The 24,131-nt window shown below is 53.6% G+C and carries 20 protein-coding genes and 3 pseudogenes; 10 read left to right on the top strand and 13 right to left on the bottom strand.

From position 1 onward, the window contains the following. Window positions 1-9: 9 nt before the first annotated feature. The 10 genes from C4J88_RS10335 to C4J88_RS10290 form a co-directional block, all read right to left on the bottom strand. On the bottom strand, window positions 10-681 hold the full coding sequence (locus C4J88_RS10335) for an EscR/YscR/HrcR family type III secretion system export apparatus protein (protein WP_124403752.1): 672 nt from the start codon (window positions 679-681) through the stop codon (window positions 10-12). Further along, window positions 671-1,588, bottom strand: a complete 918-nt coding sequence (locus C4J88_RS10330) for a FliM/FliN family flagellar motor switch protein (RefSeq protein ID WP_124403751.1) — start codon at window positions 1,586-1,588, stop codon at window positions 671-673. The genes C4J88_RS10335 and C4J88_RS10330 overlap by 11 nt, the downstream gene beginning before the upstream one ends. Next, window positions 1,585-2,583, bottom strand: a complete 999-nt coding sequence (locus C4J88_RS10325) for a hypothetical protein (RefSeq protein ID WP_124406852.1) — start codon at window positions 2,581-2,583, stop codon at window positions 1,585-1,587. The genes C4J88_RS10330 and C4J88_RS10325 overlap by 4 nt, the downstream gene beginning before the upstream one ends. Beyond that, window positions 2,571-3,026, bottom strand: coding sequence for a hypothetical protein (locus C4J88_RS10320; protein ID WP_124362258.1), 456 nt, complete (start codon window positions 3,024-3,026; stop codon window positions 2,571-2,573). The genes C4J88_RS10325 and C4J88_RS10320 overlap by 13 nt, the downstream gene beginning before the upstream one ends. 86 nt (window positions 3,027-3,112) lie before the next feature. Next, complete coding sequence (sctN, locus tag C4J88_RS10315; RefSeq protein WP_124403749.1) at window positions 3,113-4,405, bottom strand: type III secretion system ATPase SctN; 1,293 nt, start codon at window positions 4,403-4,405, stop codon at window positions 3,113-3,115. Then, the gene (locus C4J88_RS10310; protein ID WP_124403748.1) at window positions 4,402-4,806 is read right to left on the bottom strand and encodes a hypothetical protein; all 405 of its coding nucleotides are present in this window, start codon (window positions 4,804-4,806) and stop codon (window positions 4,402-4,404) included. Before C4J88_RS10310 ends, sctN begins: the two co-directional genes overlap by 4 nt. Before the next feature lie 9 nt (window positions 4,807-4,815). Next, window positions 4,816-6,870: an EscV/YscV/HrcV family type III secretion system export apparatus protein gene (locus tag C4J88_RS10305; protein WP_124403747.1), complete on the bottom strand. Its 2,055-nt coding sequence runs from the start codon at window positions 6,868-6,870 to the stop codon at window positions 4,816-4,818. A gap of 20 nt (window positions 6,871-6,890) precedes the next feature. After that, window positions 6,891-8,024 carry a type III secretion system gatekeeper subunit SctW gene (sctW, locus tag C4J88_RS10300; RefSeq protein ID WP_256657473.1) on the bottom strand — a complete coding sequence of 378 codons (1,134 nt, stop codon included), beginning with the start codon at window positions 8,022-8,024 and terminating at the stop codon, window positions 6,891-6,893. Continuing rightward, window positions 8,024-9,649 carry a type III secretion system outer membrane ring subunit SctC gene (gene sctC / locus C4J88_RS10295; RefSeq protein WP_124362254.1) on the bottom strand — a complete coding sequence of 542 codons (1,626 nt, stop codon included), beginning with the start codon at window positions 9,647-9,649 and terminating at the stop codon, window positions 8,024-8,026. Before sctC ends, sctW begins: the two co-directional genes overlap by 1 nt. Before the next feature lie 11 nt (window positions 9,650-9,660). Then, window positions 9,661-10,428, bottom strand: coding sequence for a helix-turn-helix domain-containing protein (locus C4J88_RS10290; RefSeq protein WP_164484526.1), 768 nt, complete (start codon window positions 10,426-10,428; stop codon window positions 9,661-9,663). A gap of 994 nt (window positions 10,429-11,422) precedes the next feature. On the opposite strand from C4J88_RS10290, the gene C4J88_RS10285 reads away from it, so the two are divergent. The 9 genes and pseudogenes from C4J88_RS10285 to C4J88_RS10245 all read left to right on the top strand — a co-directional run bounded on the left by C4J88_RS10285 (window position 11,423) and on the right by C4J88_RS10245 (window position 19,903). Beyond that, window positions 11,423-12,562, top strand: coding sequence for a hypothetical protein (locus C4J88_RS10285; RefSeq protein WP_124406851.1), 1,140 nt, complete (start codon window positions 11,423-11,425; stop codon window positions 12,560-12,562). A gap of 1,325 nt (window positions 12,563-13,887) precedes the next feature. Then, entirely contained in the window at window positions 13,888-14,073 is a 186-nt protein-coding gene (locus C4J88_RS10280) for a hypothetical protein (protein WP_124362251.1), read from the top strand. Between the two features lie 232 nt (window positions 14,074-14,305). Further along, window positions 14,306-14,656: a DUF3085 domain-containing protein gene (locus C4J88_RS10275; protein ID WP_124403743.1), complete on the top strand. Its 351-nt coding sequence runs from the start codon at window positions 14,306-14,308 to the stop codon at window positions 14,654-14,656. A 519-nt stretch (window positions 14,657-15,175) separates the two neighbouring features. Continuing rightward, a complete protein-coding gene (locus tag C4J88_RS10270; RefSeq protein WP_124403742.1) occupies window positions 15,176-15,910 on the top strand; it encodes a hypothetical protein in 735 nt (244 codons plus the stop codon). 114 nt (window positions 15,911-16,024) lie between these two features. Continuing rightward, the gene (locus C4J88_RS10265; RefSeq protein ID WP_124362248.1) at window positions 16,025-16,240 is read left to right on the top strand and encodes an AlpA family transcriptional regulator; all 216 of its coding nucleotides are present in this window, start codon (window positions 16,025-16,027) and stop codon (window positions 16,238-16,240) included. 12 nt (window positions 16,241-16,252) lie between these two features. Next, window positions 16,253-17,104, top strand: a complete 852-nt coding sequence (locus C4J88_RS10260; protein WP_124406850.1) for a ParA family protein — start codon at window positions 16,253-16,255, stop codon at window positions 17,102-17,104. A gap of 91 nt (window positions 17,105-17,195) precedes the next feature. Further along, a pseudogene (locus tag C4J88_RS10255) lies at window positions 17,196-17,888 on the top strand (ornithine cyclodeaminase); the annotation flags it as partial. 147 nt (window positions 17,889-18,035) lie between these two features. Further along, a pseudogene (locus tag C4J88_RS10250) lies at window positions 18,036-19,451 on the top strand (amino acid permease). A gap of 272 nt (window positions 19,452-19,723) precedes the next feature. After that, entirely contained in the window at window positions 19,724-19,903 is a 180-nt protein-coding gene (locus tag C4J88_RS10245; RefSeq protein ID WP_124362246.1) for a hypothetical protein, read from the top strand. 204 nt (window positions 19,904-20,107) lie between these two features. Here C4J88_RS10245 and C4J88_RS10240 read toward each other — a convergent pair. From C4J88_RS10240 to C4J88_RS10230, 3 genes and pseudogenes are all read right to left on the bottom strand, one after another. Next, window positions 20,108-20,840, bottom strand: a pseudogene (locus tag C4J88_RS10240) (LysR substrate-binding domain-containing protein); the annotation flags it as partial. A gap of 26 nt (window positions 20,841-20,866) precedes the next feature. Next, window positions 20,867-22,090 (bottom strand): MFS transporter, encoded by a 1,224-nt coding sequence (locus tag C4J88_RS10235; RefSeq protein WP_256657472.1) that lies wholly within the window; start codon window positions 22,088-22,090, stop codon window positions 20,867-20,869. A 59-nt stretch (window positions 22,091-22,149) separates the two neighbouring features. Next, window positions 22,150-22,824, bottom strand: a complete 675-nt coding sequence (locus C4J88_RS10230; protein WP_124406849.1) for an RraA family protein — start codon at window positions 22,822-22,824, stop codon at window positions 22,150-22,152. 244 nt (window positions 22,825-23,068) lie between these two features. Between C4J88_RS10230 and C4J88_RS10225 the strand changes: the two genes are divergently transcribed. Further along, entirely contained in the window at window positions 23,069-24,061 is a 993-nt protein-coding gene (locus tag C4J88_RS10225; protein ID WP_124403739.1) for a hydroxyacid dehydrogenase, read from the top strand. Window positions 24,062-24,131 lie beyond the last annotated feature (70 nt).

The following is a 24,131-nucleotide window of genomic DNA, read 5'->3' as shown; positions in this document are numbered from 1 at the left end:
GGCGTCTCCCTAAAAAGTCAATTCAAGATATTGACCAATTAGCCCTGTGGAAAGCAGGGTCCAGCCATCCAATGCAACGAATAGAATGAGCTTTATCGGGACCGATATAATTACCGGACTCATCATCATCATCCCCAATGCCAGCAAGATACTTGAAATTACAAGATCAACAATGACAAAGGGAAGATACAAATAAAATCCGATTTTAAAGGCACTTTTTATTTCGCTTAGCGCATAAGCTGGCAACAACGAAAATAAAGAGGCACGCGGCGCCTCGGCGTCGGCATAACCTTGCTCTCTCTCTACTCGATCCTCTCGCTCAAGCTGGGCGCGTTCAAAAAATTGCGTTAACTCAGGATCGGTGTGTTTTTCCAAATAGACACGGTATTCCTGCAGACCGGTATCGGTGAACTCGACGACTGCGTCGACGCTGTTGAAACTAACCGGGTGCTCCTGGTAATAGCTATAAGCTGAATGCACCACTGGCATCATTACGAAAAACGAGAGCAGCAACGCGACGCCGTTCAATGTCATATTTGAGGGTACTTGTTGCAACCCTAAGGCGTTACGCAGCATGACGAAAACGATCGAAAACTTTATATAGCAGGTTCCTGACGCAATCAGAAATGGCAACAGTGTCGCGAACGACAGCAGTGCAATCATTGAGATGTCATTCGACATGCTCGTTACCTTCAATAAACAACTCCATTAACTCAACGCCCAGGCTGCCATCGAGTTGAACTAATTCTCCTCGCGCCAAGCGAAGGCCATTGGCTCGCAGCTCAACACTCCGCTCAGCACCTGGCACGAGGGGCAGAATCCCTCCTTCGTTCAGTGCTTTCAGCTCGCTGAGGTCAAGTACGCTTTCTTGCAGCACAAACTCCAGGCGCACCGGTAAATGCCCCAGATCAACGACCGAATTAAGCCTGTTTTTTTCATGTGTCTTTTCGAGCGTGTGCACGTGTATTCCCTCTCCGGTTAGATCAAAGTGGCCAAGGCGACGGCCCGCCATGGTGAAGTATTGCGCCTTATCGGCCAGTAACAGTACGCCGCCCTTAGCCAATCGACGCAGGATGGGCATACTCACGTCGGTATAGCCAAGTACCACACTTATAGGAAAAGATAATTTCGTTAGTCTGCGCTCAAGCGAGTTATTCATCGGTGTGAATATCTCAGGCAAGGCCGATAACCAAAGTTGACCAAATGGGGTCTGTATACTGGGTAATTTTTTAACGCCGTAGTCCGCTCCTCTTTGTATCTCGCACGAAATAACACGTTTAATCGCCAACTCATTAAACGGCAAGTCCAGCGGTTGGGGCGATGCAGCAAATAATTCAACAATACGTTCGTTAGTTACCCCCTGCGGCGCATAGCCTGCGAGGCCAGGTACTGCCGCAGCCAGCCATTCACGGGGTTCCAACAGACCACGCCAGCGGCCTTGCAGCGCCTCGGCCTCGAAATGCAAATACTGCGTAGCAGAGCACAGTGAAGCGGCCTTCAACTCATTACCAGCAGAACCCCAAAGTGCAAGTAGACGCTCGTCGTTGCGCTCTTTCGGATCGTAACGACGCAAGGACAATTGTCTCATCCGCTTTGCTCCTCGGCCGACTCTTCTTCTTCGTAGCGATGCCCGTTTCCTCCGCCCTGGCCTTGATCCTGAGTCAATCGCCAGGAGGGCTCACGCGCCGCCGGAAAGTGGTGTAATAGCTCACGATGAAGCCCTGGATCATTGCTACTGATCTGTAGCCGCATGCCGGAATCATGCTCCTGTCGTTGCACCACCACTTGGCCAAACGCTTTTGGAGAGTTGAACTCATAAACGAGTTTGCTCCCCCCTTCGATCGGTGCAGCTTCCGTTTGTATGCGCTGCTCCCCTGGGAGCTGCGTACGCGGCTGAGGCCCGACGATTTCGGAGGGAGTACTTCCAATACTCAAGTAAGCGCCTGACCGCGCAGCAGGGATCGACTGGACAAGCTCAGGTTGTGATGGGGTGTCATTAGTCGCGGTTTGCGCTGTGGCTAAGCTCCAGACGTCGAGGCCTTGGTGAATAACCACCTGGTCACCCGATGCCCGTTCCACCGGGCCATTCATTACTGGTATCGCTGCCGAAACTCGCTCATGTACTGGCTTTTCCACGGCGATCCTTTTCACCTTAGAGGCGGCAGCGCCCGCCTCTACAAAACCTTCAAGCGCTGGCCGATGAAACTTCAAGCGCGGCGCTGGGCTCTCCACCTGTTGGAACGAATCTACTGCGAACTTTGAGTGGTGAACATCTGATTCCAGTGCTTGCGTATTTGCCGGTGCTTTTATCGAGCTCAATGGACTCTTTTGTACATCGACACTCACCTGTACTTTTTGCGCCTTATCCAGCATATTTTGGTCGCCGCCCGCGAAGACAACAGGGACATGCGCCAACAGCGCTCTCAATGTTTCCGGCAGTTGATCAACTTGGTCTTTTATCAAGTCATCCTCCCTAACTGCGAACTCTAGAGCTTGGTCGAGCTGATCCGCAATAGCGTCATCCTCAACAGACAGTGGGACCACTTTAATGCTGAGGGACGGGGGGATATTTACTTCGCCCATGGGGTTAGCTCCTCCTGTTCTAGTTCATCACGGCACAATGCGGCGAGCCTACGCGCACGCTTAAGTTGCACCAGCCGATGTTGGTATTTCTGCTGCTTTTTCACACACACTAGGTACGCTTCACGGGCGTTGGCCAGTTCCGGTTCTACTATCTGCTTATCGGCCAGCAACCGAGAACGCTCTAAGGCGAGCACATGCATCTGGCGACGAATAACTGCTTGGCGGCGCTGGACCTCGAACAGCTCTCCCCTGTCCAGCCGTTTTGAGCTCGGATCATGAGAAGCTAATAACGCCTTCAAACTACATACACGCTCATCCATTTCATCTACTTGCCTTGAAAGACGCGTTATGCGCTCACTAATCCGAGCCATGTTGGCCTCGTGGCGCCGTTGGCGCTGCGCCACACCTCGCAGCAAGCGGGTCATACCATGAATATGGCTCACAGCTGCTCCTGTATCCGCCTTTCTCGGCAGCTAATACTGGGGGGTCAAGCCGCTTTAAGTCTTGATTGGATATTGATTGGGGAACATCAACTCACCAAGCGTTGCAAACTATCCAGTGTCTCGCTCCACGCACACTCTTCAGCCATAGGTTGGGACAACCATTCGCGTATTGCCTCCGAACGGTCCATGACGAAATCATTTTTAGCATCGAGCCCAGGCTTGTACTCGCCTAGATCGATCAGTATCTGCAGATCGTCAAGACGCCCGAGCATCTCCCGCAATTTCGCTGCCAAGCGCTGATGGTCGGTATCAGTAACTTGAGCCGCAACCCGACTGGCACTGCGTAATAAATCGATCGCGGGGTACTGGCCTTTTTCCGCAAGTGTACGGCTGAGGTAGATATGACCGTCGAGGATAGAGCGGATCTCCTCAGCAATAGGATCAGGTTCGTCATCGCTTTCCAGCAGTACCGTGCAAAAGGCCGTGATGCTACCGCTCTCTGTTACGCCTGGCCGTTCCAGCAGGCGCGGTAAACAATCGAATACAGAGGCTGGATAACCCCGCCGAGCGGGTGCCTCACCCGCCGCCAGTGCCAGGTCTCGCCTAGCCCTGGCATAACGTGTCATGGAGTCTTGGAACAACACTACCCTCCCCCCTTGATCGCGAAAGTATTCGGCAACGGTGGTTGCCAGCAGCGCAGCATTACAGCGATCAACGGATGCTTGATCAGAGGTTGCATAAACGACTATGCAGCGACTGCGCTTGGGTGAAAGGCGCAATGCCTCGACAAACTCCGTCACTTCACGACCTCGCTCGCCGATCAAACCGATGACGAAGACATCCGCCTGACAATGTTCAATTAACATATTCATCAAGGAAGTCTTACCCGAACCGGCGGATGCAAAAATGCCCACGCGTTGCCCGACACCGCAGGTTAAAACGCCATCGATCGTGCGTATGCCGGTTATCAGCGGTTCACGCACTGATCGGCGCTGAAAGTAAGGCGGAGGGTCAGCATCCAGTGGTAGAAGCACGCTCTCCCTGCCGCTTGCCGGCTCCGACAGACGTTCGACAACTTGACCACTGGCGTCAATGACCGTGCCCAATAATTGCGCGCTGCAATTGAGCTGGGCGCCCCCTCCCGTGGGCAATAAGATGGATTCGCGGGATAAACCTCGCGCTTCACCCAACAGGCTCAGTAAAACCGTATCCGCGCGAAAGCCTATGACTTGCGCCTTAGCGACGGACGTCTCATCCAACCAGTGTCGCCGCACCTCACAGAGCTCGCCAATAACCACATTGCGTAAACGCGCCTCTAGGATCGGCCCCGCGGCTCGTTGTGGATGAGCGCCGCAGCGCAGTATTGTCCTACGCTTCACTGACGAAGAGCTTCACTGCAATTTGTAAGACTTTCTAGGAATTGATCGAGCGCCGCGGCCATATGTTGGGGATCGCCCAATGCCATCTCACCGAGCAATACTCGCAGTTCCAACACACCATCAAGATTCAGCAGCTGTGCCTGCCGAGGACGCGCATAGTCGCAAGGACGCATCAACTCAGTCAGCAGCGCATCCGAACAGTAGGATATCTGGGAAGCAGAAAACTCACCCAGTTCAGACCAGATCCAAAAGTCATTATTTTCTGAACCAATATAAACGCTCGGCAGCCCGTCCAGCTCCAAGGCAATAGTAGAGTAACCATCAAAATTACCGATCTGGCCCCCAGTACAGCCACTATGTTCCAATGCTCCTCGTACGAGCACACCAATATCTAAATTCATGACTTATCCTTATATCTGTTGTAGAACATCAACCGACACACTATCGGAAATTTCACCAAAGGACATAACATCTAATTCCCGATAACGCGCTTCAACGAGACGCTTAATATAGCGACGCACGTCGACAGAACAGAGAATCACCATATCCTTGTGCGGAATTTTAACTCGATCCATGGACAGCACAAGGCGATCCAACAATCCATCACTGTCGGTGGGCTCCAAGTTTAGGAAAGAACCATTTGACGTTTGCCGAATGCCCTTACGCACTACATCCTCAAAGTCTGCCGATAACATCAGGGCCCGCAACTTACCCTGCACGGTAAATTTATTACTGATGTAACGCGCCAATGCCCCACGTACGTGTTCCACTAACGTCAATACATCTTTTTCTCGAGAGGCCCAGTGGGCGATGCTTTCCAAAATGAGCTTCATATTGCGTACTGAAATACGCTCAGAGAGCAAACGCTGTAGGATTTCAGCGATTTTCTGCACGCTGGCATGCCGATAGACTTCCTTGAGCAAGTCGGGATATTTAGCCTCTAACTGGTCAAGTAATGTCTTGGTTTCCTGCACGCCAAAGAACTCGTTGACGTTGCGCGCCAAAAGCGCAACCAGGCAATGATAGGTTTCATCGTAGGCAGGCCTCAGGTCGTAACCCAGCGCGACGAGACGTGTCTTGTCTTCCATCCCCGCCCAAATCGAGACCTGCTTATTACTGTCCTGACCCACCGTAAGGTCCAGCCCCAGACCTTCAAGCTCATCAGAATGGTTAAGGACGCGCAACCGCTCAAAATGAATATCGAACTGATCTGCGCGCACCTCGTTGATCAGTACACATACTTGGTCAACGGGCATATTTTCGACACTTCGCAGGCTCAAGTCGGGGATACGCACTCCATAATCGATAAAGAACTGGCTACGTATGCGCTCTCCAAGGCGGTGCACGCGCAAGTCTTCTATTTGCGTCGGTGCGACCAAGAGAATAAGAGGAACGGTTTCACTCGCAGTGGCTTCCAAATCTTCGATCAAACCCAGTGCACCTTCCTCTCTGGCACTACCCTCTGCCGTACCCGAATCGGATGAGGTACCGGTCTGCGCCTTGAGCGTAGCCCTGTGACGGAAAAAAAGTAATAACCCCAGCGCCAGTGCCAGTACGGCAAATGTCAGTGTAGGGAAACCAGGAAGCAAGCCTACAGCCAGGGCCAACACCGCAGTTACGCCGATCACAAATGGATGGCCAAGTACCTGGGCAACAATGTTTCGGCCTAGATTCGCATCATCACCATTGACGCGGGTCACAATAAAGCCAGCGCTGATAGCGATGAGCAAAGCCGGTATTTGGGCGACTAATCCATCGCCGATGGTCAGCATGGTGAATGTCGAAAGCGCGGTTGAAAGGTCCATCCCCAGCTGCGCCATACCGACGGCGATACCGCCGATGAAGTTGACGAAAATGATGATTATCCCGGCGATAGCATCGCCTTTGATAAACTTCATGGCGCCGTCAAATGAGCCATACAGCTGACTTTCACGCTCCAGCACACTTCTTCGTTCGCTCGCCTCGTCAGAGGTGATTGCCCCGGCCTTAAGATCGCCGTCGATACTCATTTGCTTGCCAGGCATCGCATCAAGGGAAAACCGCGCTGCAACCTCTGCAACCCGCTCCGAACCCTTTGTAATGACGATGAACTGCACCACCGTCACAATTGAGAAAATGACGAACCCCACCACTAGGCTGTCGCCAATCACAAACTGGCCGAACGACGCAACGATATCGCCTGCGTCAGCCTGCGTGAGAATCAAGCGACTGGTGCTGATGGACAACGCCAAGCGAAACAAGGTTGTAATCAACAGCAACGAAGGGAATGTCGAGTAATTAAGAATCCTCTCAATATAGAAAGAACCCATGAACACCAAAATGGAAATGACGATATTCAAGCCAATTAGAAAGTCCACCAACGGTGTTGGCAATGGAATGATCAACATGGCGATGATCATGATCATCAATGTCAGGATCAACAATTCCGGACGCGACTGAATATTGCGTAGCAAAGAATTAAGCATAAGAGCGTAGTGCTTCCACGTTATAAACTGTCGGGGCAGCAGCGCCGCCGGGCTAAAACTTCCGTTTCAAAAGCGATGCTCATCAAGACCTCAAACCGCTCTTGCAGCAAACCAGGTATCTCGTCATCCTCGTATAAAGCTGGCGGCAAAAGAGAACATCCGCGTCGCACCGCCCCCAGTAAAGCCGCGCGTTGATGCGGTTCAGCCAGAATCACCGCCTCCCCTAGCACTCCATACAGCAATTCGTCCAACTCTTCGGGCGCCTGCAACAAGCCAATAAGGAACAGCAACCAGTCAGACTCGCAGCCGTTGTAACGCCTGGTTATTTCGTCTCCGAGCATCCGTCCCACGAATAGAAGATCAGCCGAGCGTAGGCATTTGAGTTGATTCAGCTTCTTCAGTAGCTCGCCAAACTCAGTTTTAGAACAGCTCGGTTCCTGAGCATCTATATCGGTTAACAGCGCCGCCTCGATAAAATCCAGCACGACGGTACGCTGCGTATAACCATACAGCGCGATCCAATTTTCATAGTCCAAGACTGGCCCATGTTCATTTTCAAGAAACTCACGGTAGCTTTGGCGCAAAAAACCCGGCTTGAGAGCCATTGCCTTGCCAAACAGTTTTGCCTTCAACGCGCAATTGATACCCGCCCGCAGACGCTTGGGCGGCGCTTGGACCACCAATGTTTCCAGCATCTGCTCAAGCTGTTTGCGCTGAGCCTTATCCAGATTTCGACGCCGCAATAATTCACTCAGAACCAGCGCCAGGTCGCTGTCATCAGCGAACAGGCTACGTGCTTTTTGAAGCAATAGTTCAAGCGACTGCCCGCCCGATTTGGCAATACTTAAAATCTGTTGGACCCTCGGAAGAAGGTCTTCTTCGAGTACACGCTCAAAACTATCGCTAAGACTTTCTCCTTTGCTCTCAAAGCGACGACGATTCAACAAACTGCGCATCCCTGTTGAAAGCTCATCAACGCTCTGCATAAATTTTTGCAGTTGCGCGCCTGGCGAGGTGTCCTCAATCTGGGAATCAGCTCCATTCTCGGCCGCTGCCTGAGACTGTTGCGCTTTCGCTTCTCGGCTTTCTCGCTTGATATGCAGTTGCTGTTGATGCTGAGGAGAGCGCCCGGCCGAGGGTATAGAGGTAACCATCAGCGGCCTAACGCCTTCAGAAGCTTGGCATCCTCTGCACCCCAACGCCCGGAGTTCGCTGTCCCAGTCAGCACATCTCCATGTGATTCAAGAGGGGAAGTGATTTCCTTCGGTTCGATCAAAAAGACCCGAACAGTATTCGTTTGCCGGGACTGCCGATAACTAAACAAGCGCCCAATAAACGGAATAGAACCGAGCACAGGGATCCGCCCTATTTGCTCACCGCTCTCGTCTCGAGTGTAACCACCCACCAACAGGCTTTTACCAGCAGGCACACGCGCCACTGTACTGATATGGGTGCGCCCTACTGTAGGTAAAATAGCACCTTGGGTTCCGTTTTCTGCCTGCTTAACTTCATTGCCGTCTTCAATACTCAACGACATTTCGATCTGATTATCAGCAGAGAACCGTGGCAACACGCTGACCAAGGTACCGTACGTTATGTGCTGCAGCTCCACACTGCGTTCACCGATCAGCTGCGTATAGAACGTACGATTATTATCAAAGATGGCCGGCGTATTTTCCTGGGTAAGTAACACGGGACGTGAAACCACACGAGCCCGGTCTTTTCGCTCCAGTGCAAGCACCGATGCGACGAAGCTCTGACCATCTAGGGTACTGAGAGAACCTCCATTTAGGGAAACAGAGATATTCCCACCTAAGTTTGCCGAGCCCTGCCAGCTCACGCCTAACTGATCAAGATCTTCTTTTTGCAGATCAATAATCCACAACGCAAGTTCAACATGGCGTTTCTCTTCATCTAGGGCCCCTACAAGATTTTCTATAAAGCGCACTTGTTCAGGCAAGCCCTTGACCAAAAGGCTGTTATTATCTGGATAAGCCATGACACGAATATTCCCGGCCGCTAGTTCCCTTGGAATAATACGGGGCAGTTCGCTCGCGTCTTGCGGAGCTTTCTCTGCCAGCTCCTTCAGCGTAAAATCCGACAGCTTTGTTGAGCCCGGTCGGGTCGAATCCACCCCCTCAACCGCCCGCTGTTCATTACGCAACAAACCCTCAATAACGGTTGCCATACCGGGAATAACCACATTGTTGTCACGCAGCGCATACGAGCGGTCGCCGACGAATGTATTCTGCAGACGAATCACGCCAATACGCTGTCGCCCCAGTTCAAGATCCGAGCTGTTCTCATCCATCAGCTTGGCAGCTTGGCTAATCAAATCTACGTAAATGGGTGGCCCGGAAATATAAAAAGTACGTAGGCCATCGCTGCGTAAAGGGAACCGCGCATCATCCAGGCCAGAACGTCGCAGAAAAGCATTGAGCTTCGTCACTGTTATATTATGCAAGGAAACAACCGCTCTCTTTGCCTCAGAGGCCTCATACAAATAGATCGATTGACCATCGTCATACCAGATCAAGCCCATTTGTCGAGACAGCTTTCCTAGCAAAACCTCAGGCTGCTTGAATACGAACTCTCCGGTAATTGTTCGGCGTGCAGCGCCTTTACTCACGACCACCGGCTTCCCCAGCTCGCCTGAGAAGGCCTCAAAAAAGGTTCGCAAATTATCTTGCCGCGCAACGTACCCGTCAGCGGCATATACACTGGTAACCGAGGTTAGAAAAAACAAAAACCCCAAGCCTAATCTAGTATGTAACTTCATTATAACACTGTTCATTTAGCTGCCAACTTGGTGATATCAGACAAGCCTCGCGGTGACACCCCAAGCAGCTCACTCATTTCCCGAGAAAAATGTGCGGAAGAAGAAAAGCCGTGATTCAAAGCAATCTCGACAAGCGTATGTTTACCTTCTGTCAAATCCATTAATGCACGGGCAAGACGCCAATCACGCAATTGGGTTTTGGTGGTTTTCCCAATAACTCGACGGCATAAGCGGCGAAAATGAGGCACTGACACCCCATAACGCTTGGCCAAACTGTGCAACTTTTCGGCACCGGTGCCACTACCCCATAAAAAGCTGACCAACCCATAGGCCTCCGTTCGGCGCAGGTAGGCCGCCAACCGCAAATAACTGTGCGAAGCACACCAACCTTGCTCTAGGTACCAAGACTCAATATCTGATTGCCAGTTGGTAATTTCCAGGGCAATAGAATTAAACGACTGCGATGTAATTACATCTTCGCCAGGCAGCACTCCCGACTGATCAATGAACAACTGCAATCGAGCCAACGTAGCGAGGCTCACAGACTGCACATGGCCTGCACCGCAAATCACCTCAAACCCGGTGCCGACCAGCAAGCCGTGCCACCCGGCGGAAAAATCGTAGTGCTCTTGGCATGCGTCCTCAGATGAAACATTGATTAGGGATATGTCTTCAGTCCCGACAGTCAAACGCCAAGCAAAAAGCCCATCTTTGACCGATGCGAAATCTGTAGGCCATGAGCTTCCCGTACGTACGGAAGAACCTTCATATATAGACATATTGATACCCATCAACCTAAGCAAACATAAGCATACTTATTAATCAGCAATAAAACTTGAGTAGATTATGATGGCACCAAAAAAGTATGATGATCTACCCAGCTCGTCCATCACTGAAACCTGCCCCCACCCATCCGCAAGATACGAAACAATTCTTCCCCGGGGAACCTGAACACATAATTAAGAGATTACTAAATCATTGCTCGACCGCTCTCTAACCGTAGAGGCAGCTTTCACCTTGTTGCTCCTGACGGCGGCCATAAGCAACGTTAACAATACACCATCGGCCAGCTCATTAATTATTGCATGCAAATACCTGCCGCTCTATCGAGAAACCCCTATAATCGCTTCGGAAATTTCCCTTGCCCCATGAGAAATTTCAACGCAGACGTCTCAGGGGAGCAGTTATCACAACTGCAACTGCAGCGGACGTATTCCACCAATAGAACAATCGCACCCCTTCCGCACACGAATAAAAAATTAGAATGGACACATGTTACGAGGAGTTAGATGTCATATTTTCCAAAGTGTGATTATGCACAGACCTGTGCTGCTATGAACATGCGAGCCCACAGAAACCTCCATGCACTATATAGAAATTTCCTTGCTGAATCGAGAAGCGTCTCATACTCTTAGCGAAGGCACTACTCAAAAATTGAACCGCGTTAGAAATCCCACATCCTCAAGGATGATTTCATTCATACGCATCATTCATGCAGGTATTAAAAACCGAGGTTTAACTAGACGCAAGAGCAATGCTAGCTGAATCGCTTTATGCAACTTTAAGTTTTTTGGCTGACACAATAGAAAATACCTGACGGAATTTACTGACCTATGCGATTTTATACTCTACCCAGGCCCCAAAACACAATTTAATGCTGCTTCGCCACAGCCAAGCATATGGACTTAACTCTATTACTGAAATATTGGAGAAATTTAAATAGTTTAGTACTTGCCTGGCTCATCAATTAACGAATCGAACAAGTGGGAATTTATGTCGCTAAGTGTCACAGATCGTATCAGCATCAAGTTTCACAATATAACGGGAGGCAACATTTCTTCAGGCAGAACGTTACGTATTGCTGAGGGCCTGAAAGAAACACAAAACATTCCCGAAAAAATCGTAAAGTTACTTTCGAGGAAAGTTGGAAAGCACCCTGAACTGAAGCAGTTTATGCCTCAAGAGGTCAATACAAATCTTGCGAAGACGCATGCACTTAGCGCTGTAGAAATATACAACAAAGGAATAACCCAAGCGAAAAATGAACTGACTGGACTGCAGAAAATGATGAATGGGCACCATGAGCATGTGCAGAAAATTTCAAATTCTATTCTTCACAACAATATAGGTATTGAATTCAGAGCTGAAGTTGGGGGGGTTTTGAATGAGTTGGGTAGTGGTTTTTCCAACATCCTTAAACTAGAAGAAAAAATCAATAACTTGAATGGGGATAAATATGCTATTAAGCAAAAAATAGCTTCGCATCAAAAAACTAAAAGCAACATAATCGACATGTATGGTGAGCGGGGCTCACTGTCGCCAGCCTGGGGTAATGCCGATAGAAGCATTTCAGCGCTTGAGGGGAAGATGTCAAGGAAAAATACCGAAATCAAGACTCTGGAAAGTAGCCTGCTAGATCACCGAGAAGTTTTAGCGCTCTCAGTTATTACGGTTGCCGAACGCAGGAAAGATCTCGTTAGTGACAATACCCAGCCACTGGTAAACTCATATAAATCAAATTTTTCGGAGCTGCAGTCTATTCCATATAAAGCCAATCTTATTGAAAAGAGTATTATTGAACTACAAAACCAACGTGAGAATGCGGTCGAACTCGCTGATAGAATCGATCATATACAGCTGTTACATATGACAAATAAAGTTATCACCGATACCAATACGATCCTAGAACTCACAAACAATAAAATTCTAAAATTAAAATCAAATATTGAAAACACTATGCAGGCGCAGCTTGCTAAGGCTAAAGAAATAAATATCGCCATTTCCGGCATTAAATCAAGCGACAAATTTAATGTATTCTCACAAGAAGCGCTGAGCTTACCGAACGTGCCAAATCACAAACCTGACACGACCTCAAGCAATCTAATTAAAAAACGAGCTGAACTAGCCAGTTAAGCCTTCGCTAGAATTGGAGTTGAAGAGGCATATCTTCTTCACTCACAAAACCGAATGATTGCACGTCGAGGTCTGAGCAGTCTGAGCTCTGTATACCACAGGATTAAGATCGTTTAGCGTCAGCCTGGTTCGCGCTCACCCATTACGCTCCTGCGGCAGGCCGGACTCAGATTGAAGGCAAAATATCTCAACTGAGAACGGCTGGCCAACTAACTAGACGTCATGTATAAAAATGCTCCTACCCGTCAGGAAATCACACACCTGAAATCAAATATTCTTCTCTCCCCGCTCGACTTAAGCTTAGAGATATTTGCAACAGGTCAATGGATAAAAACTGCTGAAGCAGATTCAATTCGGTACGGGCCAGGCTAAAACAAAGCCTCACATCAGGCATTTGCCCTAGCCAAACAATAAAAGGGACCTGATCATCTACGATAACGGGAGCTGTGATTTTTCGTACCGGCCGTTCTACCTCCTGCTCAAGCAGATGCACAAACCTGATTATCGCTAGGACATATATCCCCAGCAGTGATCAGCCCCTGAACCAATCGTCTTGACGGCGAGACAGTCCCAAAAAGAGCACTAGGAAACTCGCCAGCACGTACATGGCATGTAGCGCACAATAATTACATCGCCACAGGCAATCGCTCGCACCACTGCGTTGCCCATAGATCCAATATTCGCCAGCAAGGGCGATATCAATGCGCCCAGGGGATCCCCATGGTTGCAGACATCCTACGGCCATCCTCACCCGCCTGAGACATTTGCAGATGACCCGAGCATATGCCGGAATATGCCAATGGTCCTCTCGGCGCTGAAAGCGATTACCGGCACGCCGTATCGCATTGATAGACACGACCGCGATGAAATAGCGTTGGCCTTCGCAGCTATCACCTCATCGATAAACGCTATGTATTAGATAATTTTGGCAAAAGCCTCACGGTTCCAACACGCACCTCATGAAGAACAAACGCCATGCCAAATACGTCGTTATCCTGAAGCGGTGCGCTACCTGCTATTTGCGGTCAAGGAAACCAACCGTTCCGAACGCACAACGCAGCAGGAGTGGCGCAGTTACCTTCAACGAACAAAGTGTCCCCATTGGATTGGATACGTGCGGAGAGCCGGCCTCCCCCGGCGCGAGTGTGACGCTGACCGCCGCGTCGGGATATTTGCCCTGCTAAAGTACCGAGACCCAGCACCACGGAGTGTTTGCGCAGCGCCATGTGCGCTCCCCCAAGCCCCGTTTTTCCTTGGACGGCCTGAGCTTTTCCAGCTCTGTGGACGCCCTGATCCGACAGGACCGGCTCGACCCGCTACCCTATGTGCGCCGACATATCTGCGGTGATTGGGACGATGTGCGCGAAGAGCATCGACGCTACAACGGTGCGGCCGTGGCCCTCGGCGGCTACCTGCTGTCGTCCTACGCCGTCGGCGATGGATTCGACCTCCGTATCTTCACCGAATCAGCCCGGAACTTTACCGAAGTGTTCCTGCTAGATGAGTACTGACCGCCATAAACCGGTACGTCCCTCATGCGGTTTAACGGATGCCGGCTGCCACTCACCCCGACCACGCTGCCGCCATGTTCGCTGGCATCGCCAGCAACGTCCCAGGCGGTCAAAGCCTTCAAGACCGCGGTGCGTCAATGGCGTATCGGCCGCCTCATACCTTCATCCTTCCGTCAACCCAAGGGACGCCCACCCTTGCGGTAGGAGGTCCCGCTGTTGCAAGGAGACCTCCATGTCATTGTTCTTCAAAGGCAGCGATCTGAAGCCGGTGCTGGTAGAGGCCATCGCCAATCAATGCTGCATCATTTTGGTCAAGGACCAAGGTGTCTACTGGCTCGCCGAGCGGGGCGAGCGCCAAGCCGATGGACGCCAAAAAGTGATTGCCTACGCGGTCGGCTGCAATCCCGATATCGACGCGTTCGACGACTGGTGGGCGTTGGCCCGCAACGAGCTCGGCGGCGACGATTTCGGGGAATATTTCGACCCTCAGTGGGGGGCGTTCACACGCATCCTCAACGGTGAGGACGATCTTGAACTGACCGCAACAGCGACCCGCCTGATGCTGTGGTCCGTCACGCCCTAATCGGACAACCGATTGTCCCTCCAGACCTTGAGCCCCTGCCTGACGGGGGGCGCTGCGGTTCAGCCAGGCACCGCGCCCGTTTTCGTCCTACTCCTAGGGTGCCGAATGGAGTCATCACCCTATTCTCTTGCCCCATTCCCGTGCGCCCCGTCAGACGATGTTGCGTCCTGGCCACCGCCACGCCCGCAGGATGATAGCTGTGGCGAGCCAGGTGACCGGCCGCTGACACGCATCGGCGCGGATTCGCGGTTGGCGTCGGTGTGGTCCTACGGCAACTTTTCCATGCGCTGCCGTGTGGAAAACCTGCACTTCCAGATGCCGCCAGGGGTATCGGCTCTTCGAGCATGTCTACCGGGCGCGTATTTGGCGTTGGCCGGTATTTCGCCCCCCAAACTCCACCGTTTCGTTAGATGCTACCCGCGACGGCTGCTGGCACACGCCTCGTTTATTTCATTGTCAGCATGGCCGCCCAAACTAGGAATTGATTGATGACTTCACTTTTCATGCAAGGTATTGATCATGCGAAAACTACCTACTCCGTTAATCAAAGCCTATTACCACCCGATTGAAGCGGCGATCCGCTGGAGCAACCTGCACCGCTTCGAACCCTTGATCCTGGCCCAACTCGGTAACCGTCTGCGCCCGACCCAGGACGACTTTCCACGCTGGCCAACCCTGTATTTGAATAGCGAGCGGCTTTATTGCGGGCTGCACAACGGTGATCTGCCCTTCGGCAAACACGGCGTCATTTGCCGGGACGTGAGCCTACTCGATGACCCGGGCCTGTGCGTATGCGAGGTGCATCTGAAGGCGTGGATGCAGCAAAACTACCCGGAAGAAAAACCGCGTTTCCTGTATGGCCCGGCCGAACGCCGTGGCCTGAGTTGGGCGGCATTGCAGGAGATGTCCGCTAATCACACGGCACTGAAAGTGCAGCTCGACATGTGCGCTGATAAAACCGCGCAGTTGAAGGAACGCAATACCCTGCTCAAACGTAGTTTAGCCGAGATCCGGCGCTTGCCGCCGCCCGGCGAGGAACTCAGTGATCGCGGCCGCTCCGCACTGTTGAACATCATCGACGGCCTGCTGACGGCGCTGCGCGGCAGCTCGCCCGGTGGCCAGCGTTACAGCCAGTTCGACAGTGACGCGGCGATCATCCAGACAGTCATGACCTACCACGGCGGGCGGGTGAGTATTACCGAGCGCACGATGCAAAAGCATTTCGCGGCCGCTCGCCGCAGCTTGGCCGCTTGAGCCTGCTGGCCGGTGCCGCACTTGCGGTGGGACGCGCCGTAGTTGCGGTAGCCGTCGGCTGAGGCAGGCTATTGAATACCGATCACCCTATACAAGCCTTCCGGAGTGATCACCATGACTGATAACACCTCCATAGCCTCCCACGCCGAGCGCCGGGTACTGCGCCGGGTGGATGTCGAGCATAAAACCGGCCTCAAGCGCGCTCACTTGTACGCTCTGATGCGTACCGGGCGCTTCCCTAAAAGCATTCCACTGGGCATCCGTGCGGTGGGCTGGGATTCGCTGGAGGTTGAACAGTGGATCGCCGAACGCCGCGCCGAGCGCAACTGAGGGGAGATGACCATGCGTGTTGTGTCCCTGATTTCCACCAAAGGCGGTGTCGGCAAGACCACCACGGCGGCTAATCTCGGCGGCTTTGTCGCCGACGCCGGCTTGCGCGTGTTGCTGCTGGATCTGGATGTGCAGCCGACCCTGTCCAGCTACTTTGCCCTGACTCGCCAAGCATGTGCCGGCGCTTATGAGTTGCTGGCCTTGAACGAGCATGACCTGCAGCGGTTGGTGTCGCGCACCAGCATTCCCGGCCTGGATCTGATCCTCTCCAACGACGAATTGGGGCAGCTCGGCACCTTGCTGTTGCATGCCCCCGATGGGCGCTTGCGGTTGCGCAACCTGTTGCCGACTTTTGAAGCGTATTACGATCTGCTGCTGATCGACACCCAGGGCGCGCGCAGTGTGCTGCTGGAGATGGCGGTGCTGGCGGCAGACCTGGCGCTGTCGTCGGTGACCCCGGAGATCCTCGCAGCGCGCGCACTGCGCCGGGGCACCTTGCAGTTGCTGGACGATATTGCGCCCTACCGTCACTTGGGCATCCAGCCGCCGCCGCTGCGGTTGTTGATCAACCGTGTGCACCCGGTCTCGGCCGATGCGCGGCAAATTCAACGGGCACTGCGCCAGGTGTTCGGCCATAGCGGCGGGGTCCAGGTGCTGCACACGGCGGTGCCGGCGATTGATGCCTATCCGCGCGCCGCTACCCAGCAGTGGCCGGTGCATCGGGTCGAATACCGTAAGCCGTCAGGCCGCGCTGCCCCCGCTGCTTTGGAAACAATGCGCGCATTGGCGGGTGAACTGTTCCCGGCCTGGATGGAGCGTTTCGCCACGGTCACTGGTCGTGGAGGACGCCCGCATGGACATTAATCGTTTGCCGCGCCGCCTGCGCCGCTTGATCTGATGGCGCTGCGCGAGGGCTGGTGGGTGCGGATCAGCCCCGACCTGCAACTGACCTTGCGCAAGCCCGGCCTCCCGCCGATCCACACCGGCACCCGCGCTCATTGGCAATGGCGCTCAGAGCGAGTTTCAGGCGCTTGCCTTCCATGAAATGCTGGGCATCAGCGAAATCCGCATCTTCGATATTGATCGCGATGCCTCACTCAAGCTGCTGCGTAACCTGGCGGCTTTCCCGACGATCAACGTGATTCACGTCGACTCCATACAGGAGGCGGTCAAGGGCGCGCACATTGTCACCACCGTGACCGCCGACAAGGCCTACGCAACGATCCTGACGCCCGAGATGATCGAGCCCGGCATGCATATCAATGCCGTCGGCGGCGACTGCCCGGGCAAGACCGAACTGCACGCCGACATCCTGCGCAACGCCCGGGTCATCGTGGAATTTGAACCTCAAACGCGGATTGAAGGTGATATTCAGCAACTGGAGGCTGACTCGCCCGTCGTCGAGTTTTTCCAAATCGTGCAAGGCGACGTCCAGGGACGCGAGAACGATGAACAGGTGACGGTCTTCGATTCCGTGGGCTTTGCCCTTGAGGATTTCTCGTCGCTTCGCTACCTGCAGGCGATGGCGCACGAACATCAGGTCGGTCGGCACATCCACCTGGTCCCCACGCCTGAAAATATAAAGAACCTGTTCCAGATGCCGGATCAGCAGCCGGCCAAAGCCGCCCATCTGCGCACGGCCAGTTGACCTGCGAGTGACGCCCCCGGCATTTGAACTGGGGGCCGTCACTGTCCACATAAAACAACACCGTCACCCGCCATTGCCTCCTGACAATGGCGCTGGATATCCACTTTTCTGCCAAAACTCAAAAACATAAGATCAAGAGGTTTTGAAATGAAATCGAATTCATCAGAGCGGGCTGAGCAGCCTGCGCTGCAGCGCACGCTCAGCAATCGTCACATCCAGTTAATGGCCATGGGCGGCGCCATTGGCACGGGCTTGTTCATGAGCTCCGGAAAGATCATCGCCCTCTCCGGCACCTCGATCATCCTTATCTACATGATCATTGGCCTGTTCGTTTACTTCGTCATGCGTGCCATGGGCGAAATGCTGCTTTCCAACTTGAATTTCAAGACCTTTGCGGATTTCGCCGGCGCCTACCTGGGGCCCCGCGCCGCATTTTTTCTCGGCTGGTCGTATTGGCTGAGCTGGAGCGTTGCGGTGATCGGCGATGCCGTCGTGGTGGGAGGCTTTTTCCAGTACTGGTTCCCCCACCTGCCCGCCTGGATACCGGCTATCGGGATGCTCGCGACACTGTTCGCCCTGAACGTGCTGACGGTCAGGCTTTTCGGTGAAGTCGAATTCTGGTTCGCGATCATCAAGATCATCGCCGTGGTGACGCTTATCGGCGTGAGCATCGTGCTGATTGCCAGCTCGTTCGTATCCCCCAGTGGCGTTACCGCGTCCCTGGGCCACCTGGTGGATAAGCAGGCTGCATTCCCTCATGGCGTGCTGGGTTTCTTTGCCGGCTTCCAGATGGCGATATTTTCCTTTGCCCGCACCGAACTGATCGGCACCGCTGCGGCAGAAACCCGGTCTCCGGAGCGGACCCTACCCAAGGCAATCAACTCGATTCCGCTATGAATCATCCTGTTCTACGTGTTGGCATTGGGCTGCATTATTGCCGTGACGTCCTGGCAACAGGTGTCACCTGTAAAAAGTCCTTTTGTCGAACTTTTCCTCGTCGCCGGCTTTCCCGCAGCAGCCGGCATCGTTAACTTCGTGGTCCTGACATCCGCCGCGTCATCGGCCAACAGTGGCTTATTCTCCTCCAGCCGTATGCTGTTCGGGCTGGCGAATCAGGACAACGCCCCGGGTATTTTTCGGCGACTGTCGGGCAACAGTGTGCCGCTGCTGAGCCTGGCCTTCACCACCCTGTTGATGCTGGCGGGTGTACTCGTGCTGTTCATCGTTCCGGAAGTCATGACGGCATTCACCATCGTTTCCACCGTGTCAGCGATTCTGGTGATCTTCACGTGGTCGACCATCCTCGCGTCCCACATTGCCTATCGCAAAAAGCATCCTGAGCTTCACGCCAAGTCGTCTTACAAGATGCCGGGCGGCGTCCCGATGGCATGGTTCTCACTGGCTTTTTTGGGCTTCGTTCTGTGCCTGCTGGCACTAAGACCTGACACCCGCGTTGCCTTGATGGTCATGCCGGGGTGGTTCATATGGCTGGCAATTGCTTATCAGCTGACACGTAGCAGGAAGCCAAAAACCGCAGTTGAATCGGCAAGTCAATTCGGTTGAGCTGCTAACGAGGCCTCTGCGCCAATCCTGAACAGCACCCGCCGAACTGACAATGCAGATAAGCCTGCTTGCCCAGCATTGCGGTGTGTCGGTCAATAGATAGACTGAGCGACACACCGCAATCCCGAACACTCCTGGCCGCATCAAGCAAGGGAATACAACCCAGCGGTAGAAGGACCCATCCGAAAGTTGATGCACAAGGAATCGTAAAGGGCTGTGCCAGCGGTGTACTTGAATACGTACTTGAAAACCGTGGCTGGAGATGGATTTCAGTGGAATTCGGAAAACGAAAAAAGCGGCTCACGGATGCTATTTCCGTGGTACCGCACCTGAAAAAAGAGCAAAAAAAGCGACCTGTTAAGGTCGCTTTCTTTCGCTTCAAGGAGTTCAAGGGCCTCGAAGCTAAATATGGCGCAGCGGACGGGACCATTACTCACCCTCCAAATTCTTGAAAGTCTTAGGGTTTCAGAATGTAACAGTTTCTTTATGGCCTGAATTGTGTACTCATTAGCTGTCACTGTAAACAGTTCCCCTTAACCAACGCTGTCTCAGTATCGGAAGGGTTCGACAAGGTAATCCAAGAAGCAGCGCACCCGAGCTGGAACATGCGCTCCATGTGAGTCCAGATGAAAGTCGTTCCAACTTCCAGATCGCTCTTACAGGTCCGATGTTTGATGCGCAACATCCCGGTGCCTCGAAGATGTCTCCTGTTGAACTTCAGCGGCGAGCGACATCGATGCAGCTAATTTGGCGATCCACGTCAGGCACTGCTGCAGCAACGCCGACTCATCCCCTGCCCTGTAACTGACAATAATCGGCGAAGTCGCCAAAGGTTCCAACAAGGGCGAGTAGCCAATATCGTCGCGGTGCAAACGCTGCACCGAAGCCGGTACCAGGGAAATGCCAATACCCGCCGCTACTAGCCCGATGGCGGTCTGCAGTTCATTGGTCATTTGCGCCACACGGACCTTCAAGTCATGCCGGGCAGATAGCCGCAGCACATGATCGGCATAGCTGGGGCGAATATTGCCAGGATAGAGTACAAAGGGTTCGAGGGCCAATTGCTCCATGCTTACCGTCGCGCCCAGCAAGTGGTGCCCGGCGGGCAGCGCCACGACCAGGGGATCCTGATGTATAACTTTTTTGCACCACGGCGGCGTCGATGTGGATGCGCCCGAAACCGATATCGATACGCCCACTTTTCAGGGCTTCGACCTGCTGCAACATGACCATTTCCGACAGGCCCAGCTCGATACCGCCATCGCTGCGCAGGCGTCGGATAAGCTCAGGTAGCGCGCCGTACAGCGTCGACGGCGCGAATCCGATCCCCAACCAGCGCCGTTGCCCCTGAGCAATACGCCGGGTGTCATCGCAGACCCGCTCCAGCTTCTATTTCAGACTGCCCCTAGGGCACGTTACCCACGATTGGCGATTTCACGACCAATAACGATCATTAACAACAGTCCACCAGCTATGCCAAGCGTCAAAGGCGCCCCCAGGTGGGCCGCAATTAGTCCCGCAAACAGCCCCCCAATGGCCTCGAAACCGAAACGCAATGCGATGTAAAACGCAATGACTCGTCCGCGAAGTGCGCTGGGCGCGCCACTTTGCAGTTGCATATTACTGCTCACATTACTCACGGTGATCCCAAACCCGAGGACTGCCAAACACACTAACGCCAGCAGTAGATGGCCAGGCACAGCCAGCCCAAGCAAGCCCATTGCGCATAACACCGCTCCAGCCAATATAAAATGCTGCAACCTCGACGCTGAACCGCTTACCGCTAACACGACGGTCGCCAGGAAAGCGCCGGCACCTGCAGCGCCCCATAGCCACCCAAGCGTGCGAGCATCCCCCTCATAAACTGTCTTGGCTAAAATGGGCAGCAACGCGGTATAGCAGGACGCGAGGAGGTTGATAATCACGACACTGACCATCAACCGCCGAACTTCAAGCGTTCTCCAGAGATAACGCACCCCTTCTCGAAACACTTCACCTGTTGAGCCACTGGCTCTTGGGCTTGGCGTCACGCGCACTTTCATGAGCCCGATCAGCAGACACAGAAACGCCAGGGCAGTCAGTAAAAAGCAGCCTGCCTCCCCCGCCAAGGCAATCAAGGCACCGGCCAAGGGTGGCCCGACAAAGCGAGCCGCATTGATTAACATGGCGTTAAGTACGAGGGCATTGGGCAGGTCGGCCGGATCAGGAACAAAGCTTGTGATCAACGCCTGACGGAGCGGAGTCTCCACGGCATTGAGCAATCCGAGCAGCAAAGCCATGAGCGCAATAGTCAGGCCGTTCATCCATTGCCCATAGGCGAGAATCGCCAGTGCCAAGGACTGTAGAGCGAGGACGGTCTGCACGATAATCAGCAGGCGACGCTTGTCGTGCCTATCCGTCCAGGCGCCTGCCAAAGGGCCAATCAGCAGCTGTGGCGCCAGACTGAGGAAGGTAATAGCGCCGAGCAGCACCGCCGAGCCTGTCAGGTGATAGGTCAACCACGACAACGCGACTTGTTGAACCCACTTGCCTAGGGTGGAAACGGCTTGCCCTGCAAAATAGATTTGAAAATTGCGATGTGCCAGCGCCCTCACGGATGCAGGCCACTGACTACGGTGCGTGGTGTGGGGGTCAGGCAAGTCATTGCTCCTGATTGACAAGTAACAGTAATGCCCGCCCCGCACGCATCAATGGCAGATTACGGCAGCAGGCAACCTTTTTTCTTCAGCGATTCCAGTACCCAGGTACGGTCGTTGGTGCCTATAGCAATCTGCTCCATCTGCTTGCTCTCGGCGGCATGCTTGGCAGCCGCCCACTCATAGACTTCGCCGACTTGATCGAATGGCACACACAAGAGGCCGTCATCATCGCCAATAATCAGATCGCCGGGCTCAATCACCATACCATCGATCGCAATGGGCACGTTGATCTCACCCGGACCATCCTTGTAAGGGCCGCGATGTGAAATGCCTGCCGCGAACAAGGGAAAATCATCCGCGCCGATGACTGCCGAATCTCGAATCGCGCCATTGATAACGATACCCGCGACACCGCGCTTGATGGCGTAAGCAACCATCATTTCGCCGATCAAGGCATTGGATAGATCGCCCCCAGCATCGACGACCACCACATCACCCGGCTCCGCTATATCCAGTGCGTAATGCAGCATGAGGTTGTCGCCCGGACGGGCTTTGACCGTGAGCGCCGGGCCAGCCAGCACACCGGCACGATGCATAGGACGAAGCTTGGCGCCACCGGCGGTCATGCGGTTCATTGAGTCGCTGACATTCGCCACTGGAACTTCCCGGTAACGTGCGACCCACTCGGCATCGACCTTGCGCGCACGTTCCAAAACCCTGAATCCAATGCTCATGCGACCTACCTCTATTGACGTTGTTTTATTGAATTTATTCGCAGTCGTTGGCCAAGCAGCCAAACCTTAATTTCAGAATTACATTTCATTTATTCAAAATCAACATCAAATTCGCACCAGCAATCTGCACATCTTCGTATTTTCATCATCAATATTGCAACGTCATTTCATTATGGTAGTGTTGACTCACTGCAATGCATCATTTTCGACCGTCAGCCACAACCATAAAAACAAGGTACCTGTCATGACCCGAACCATCCTGCTTACCGGGCCCGAACTCGCCACTGACGCCATGAACCTGGCCGCGAGCCAAGGCGTCAGGGTAATCCCCACAACACCCTACCTTTCTTCTGAAGAGCTGGAAGCGATAATCCGTGCGGAGCAACCCGATGCAATCATTGTCCGCCAAGGGCAATTGACCCGCGCCATGATTGAGGCGTCCTCCAACCTCAAATCTATTGCTAAGCACGGCGTGGGTTACAACACCATTGATATTCAGGCGGCCGCAGACCATCGCATTCCGGTCAGCATCGCTGCCGGCGCCAACGCGCAGTCCGTGGCCGAACTCGCCTTCGCGCTGATGTTCAGCGTGGCGCGCCAGACCGCATTGCTGGACGCACGCATGCGCGACGGTCACTGGGATAAGTCCTCGGCGAACGGCATTGAATTGTTTGGCAAGACGCTCGGACTGGTTGGCTTGGGCTCGATTGGCAGCATCCTGATGGACCTGGTTGCCCCTTTGAACATGAAGGTAAAGGTCTACGACCCCTACTTGAAGCAACTACCGCAACGCGCTCACGTGGAGCGCGAGGACGATTTCGATCGACTCCTGGCCGAGAGCGATATCATCAGCCTGCATTGCCCTCTGACCGACTCCAGCCACAATCTGATCGGGGCTGCACAGCTGGCGCGCATGCGCCCGGGCAGCATCCTGATCAACACCGCCCGGGGCGAGTTGATTGATACCGGGGCACTGGTCAAGGCATTGAGCGAACGCAAGATAGCCGGCGCCGGCCTGGACACCTTCAATCCGGAGCCGCCCCCTGCCGACAGCCCACTCTGGGGCCTGCCGACACTCGTGGCCACGCCACACGTCGGCGCAAATACCTCCGAGGCACGCGACCGCGTAGGCCTCGTTGCGCTTCAACAGATTTTCGATGTGTGGGCGGGCAAGGCTCTGGATCCTCGCTGCGTTGTCAACCGACACCTATTCGATGTCTGTTCAGCTGTGGAGTGATCCCCACTGTCTTCCCTGAAAAACGGGAACCTCAAAATGAAACGCGACACTCCAGAAAAAATAACAATCG

This window comes from Pseudomonas sp. R4-39-08 (assembly GCF_003852275.1).
In the GTDB taxonomy this organism is placed as follows: domain Bacteria; phylum Pseudomonadota; class Gammaproteobacteria; order Pseudomonadales; family Pseudomonadaceae; genus Aquipseudomonas.
Note: the sequence above shows the minus strand (reverse complement) of the source record. Positions and strands in the feature narration are given on the sequence as shown.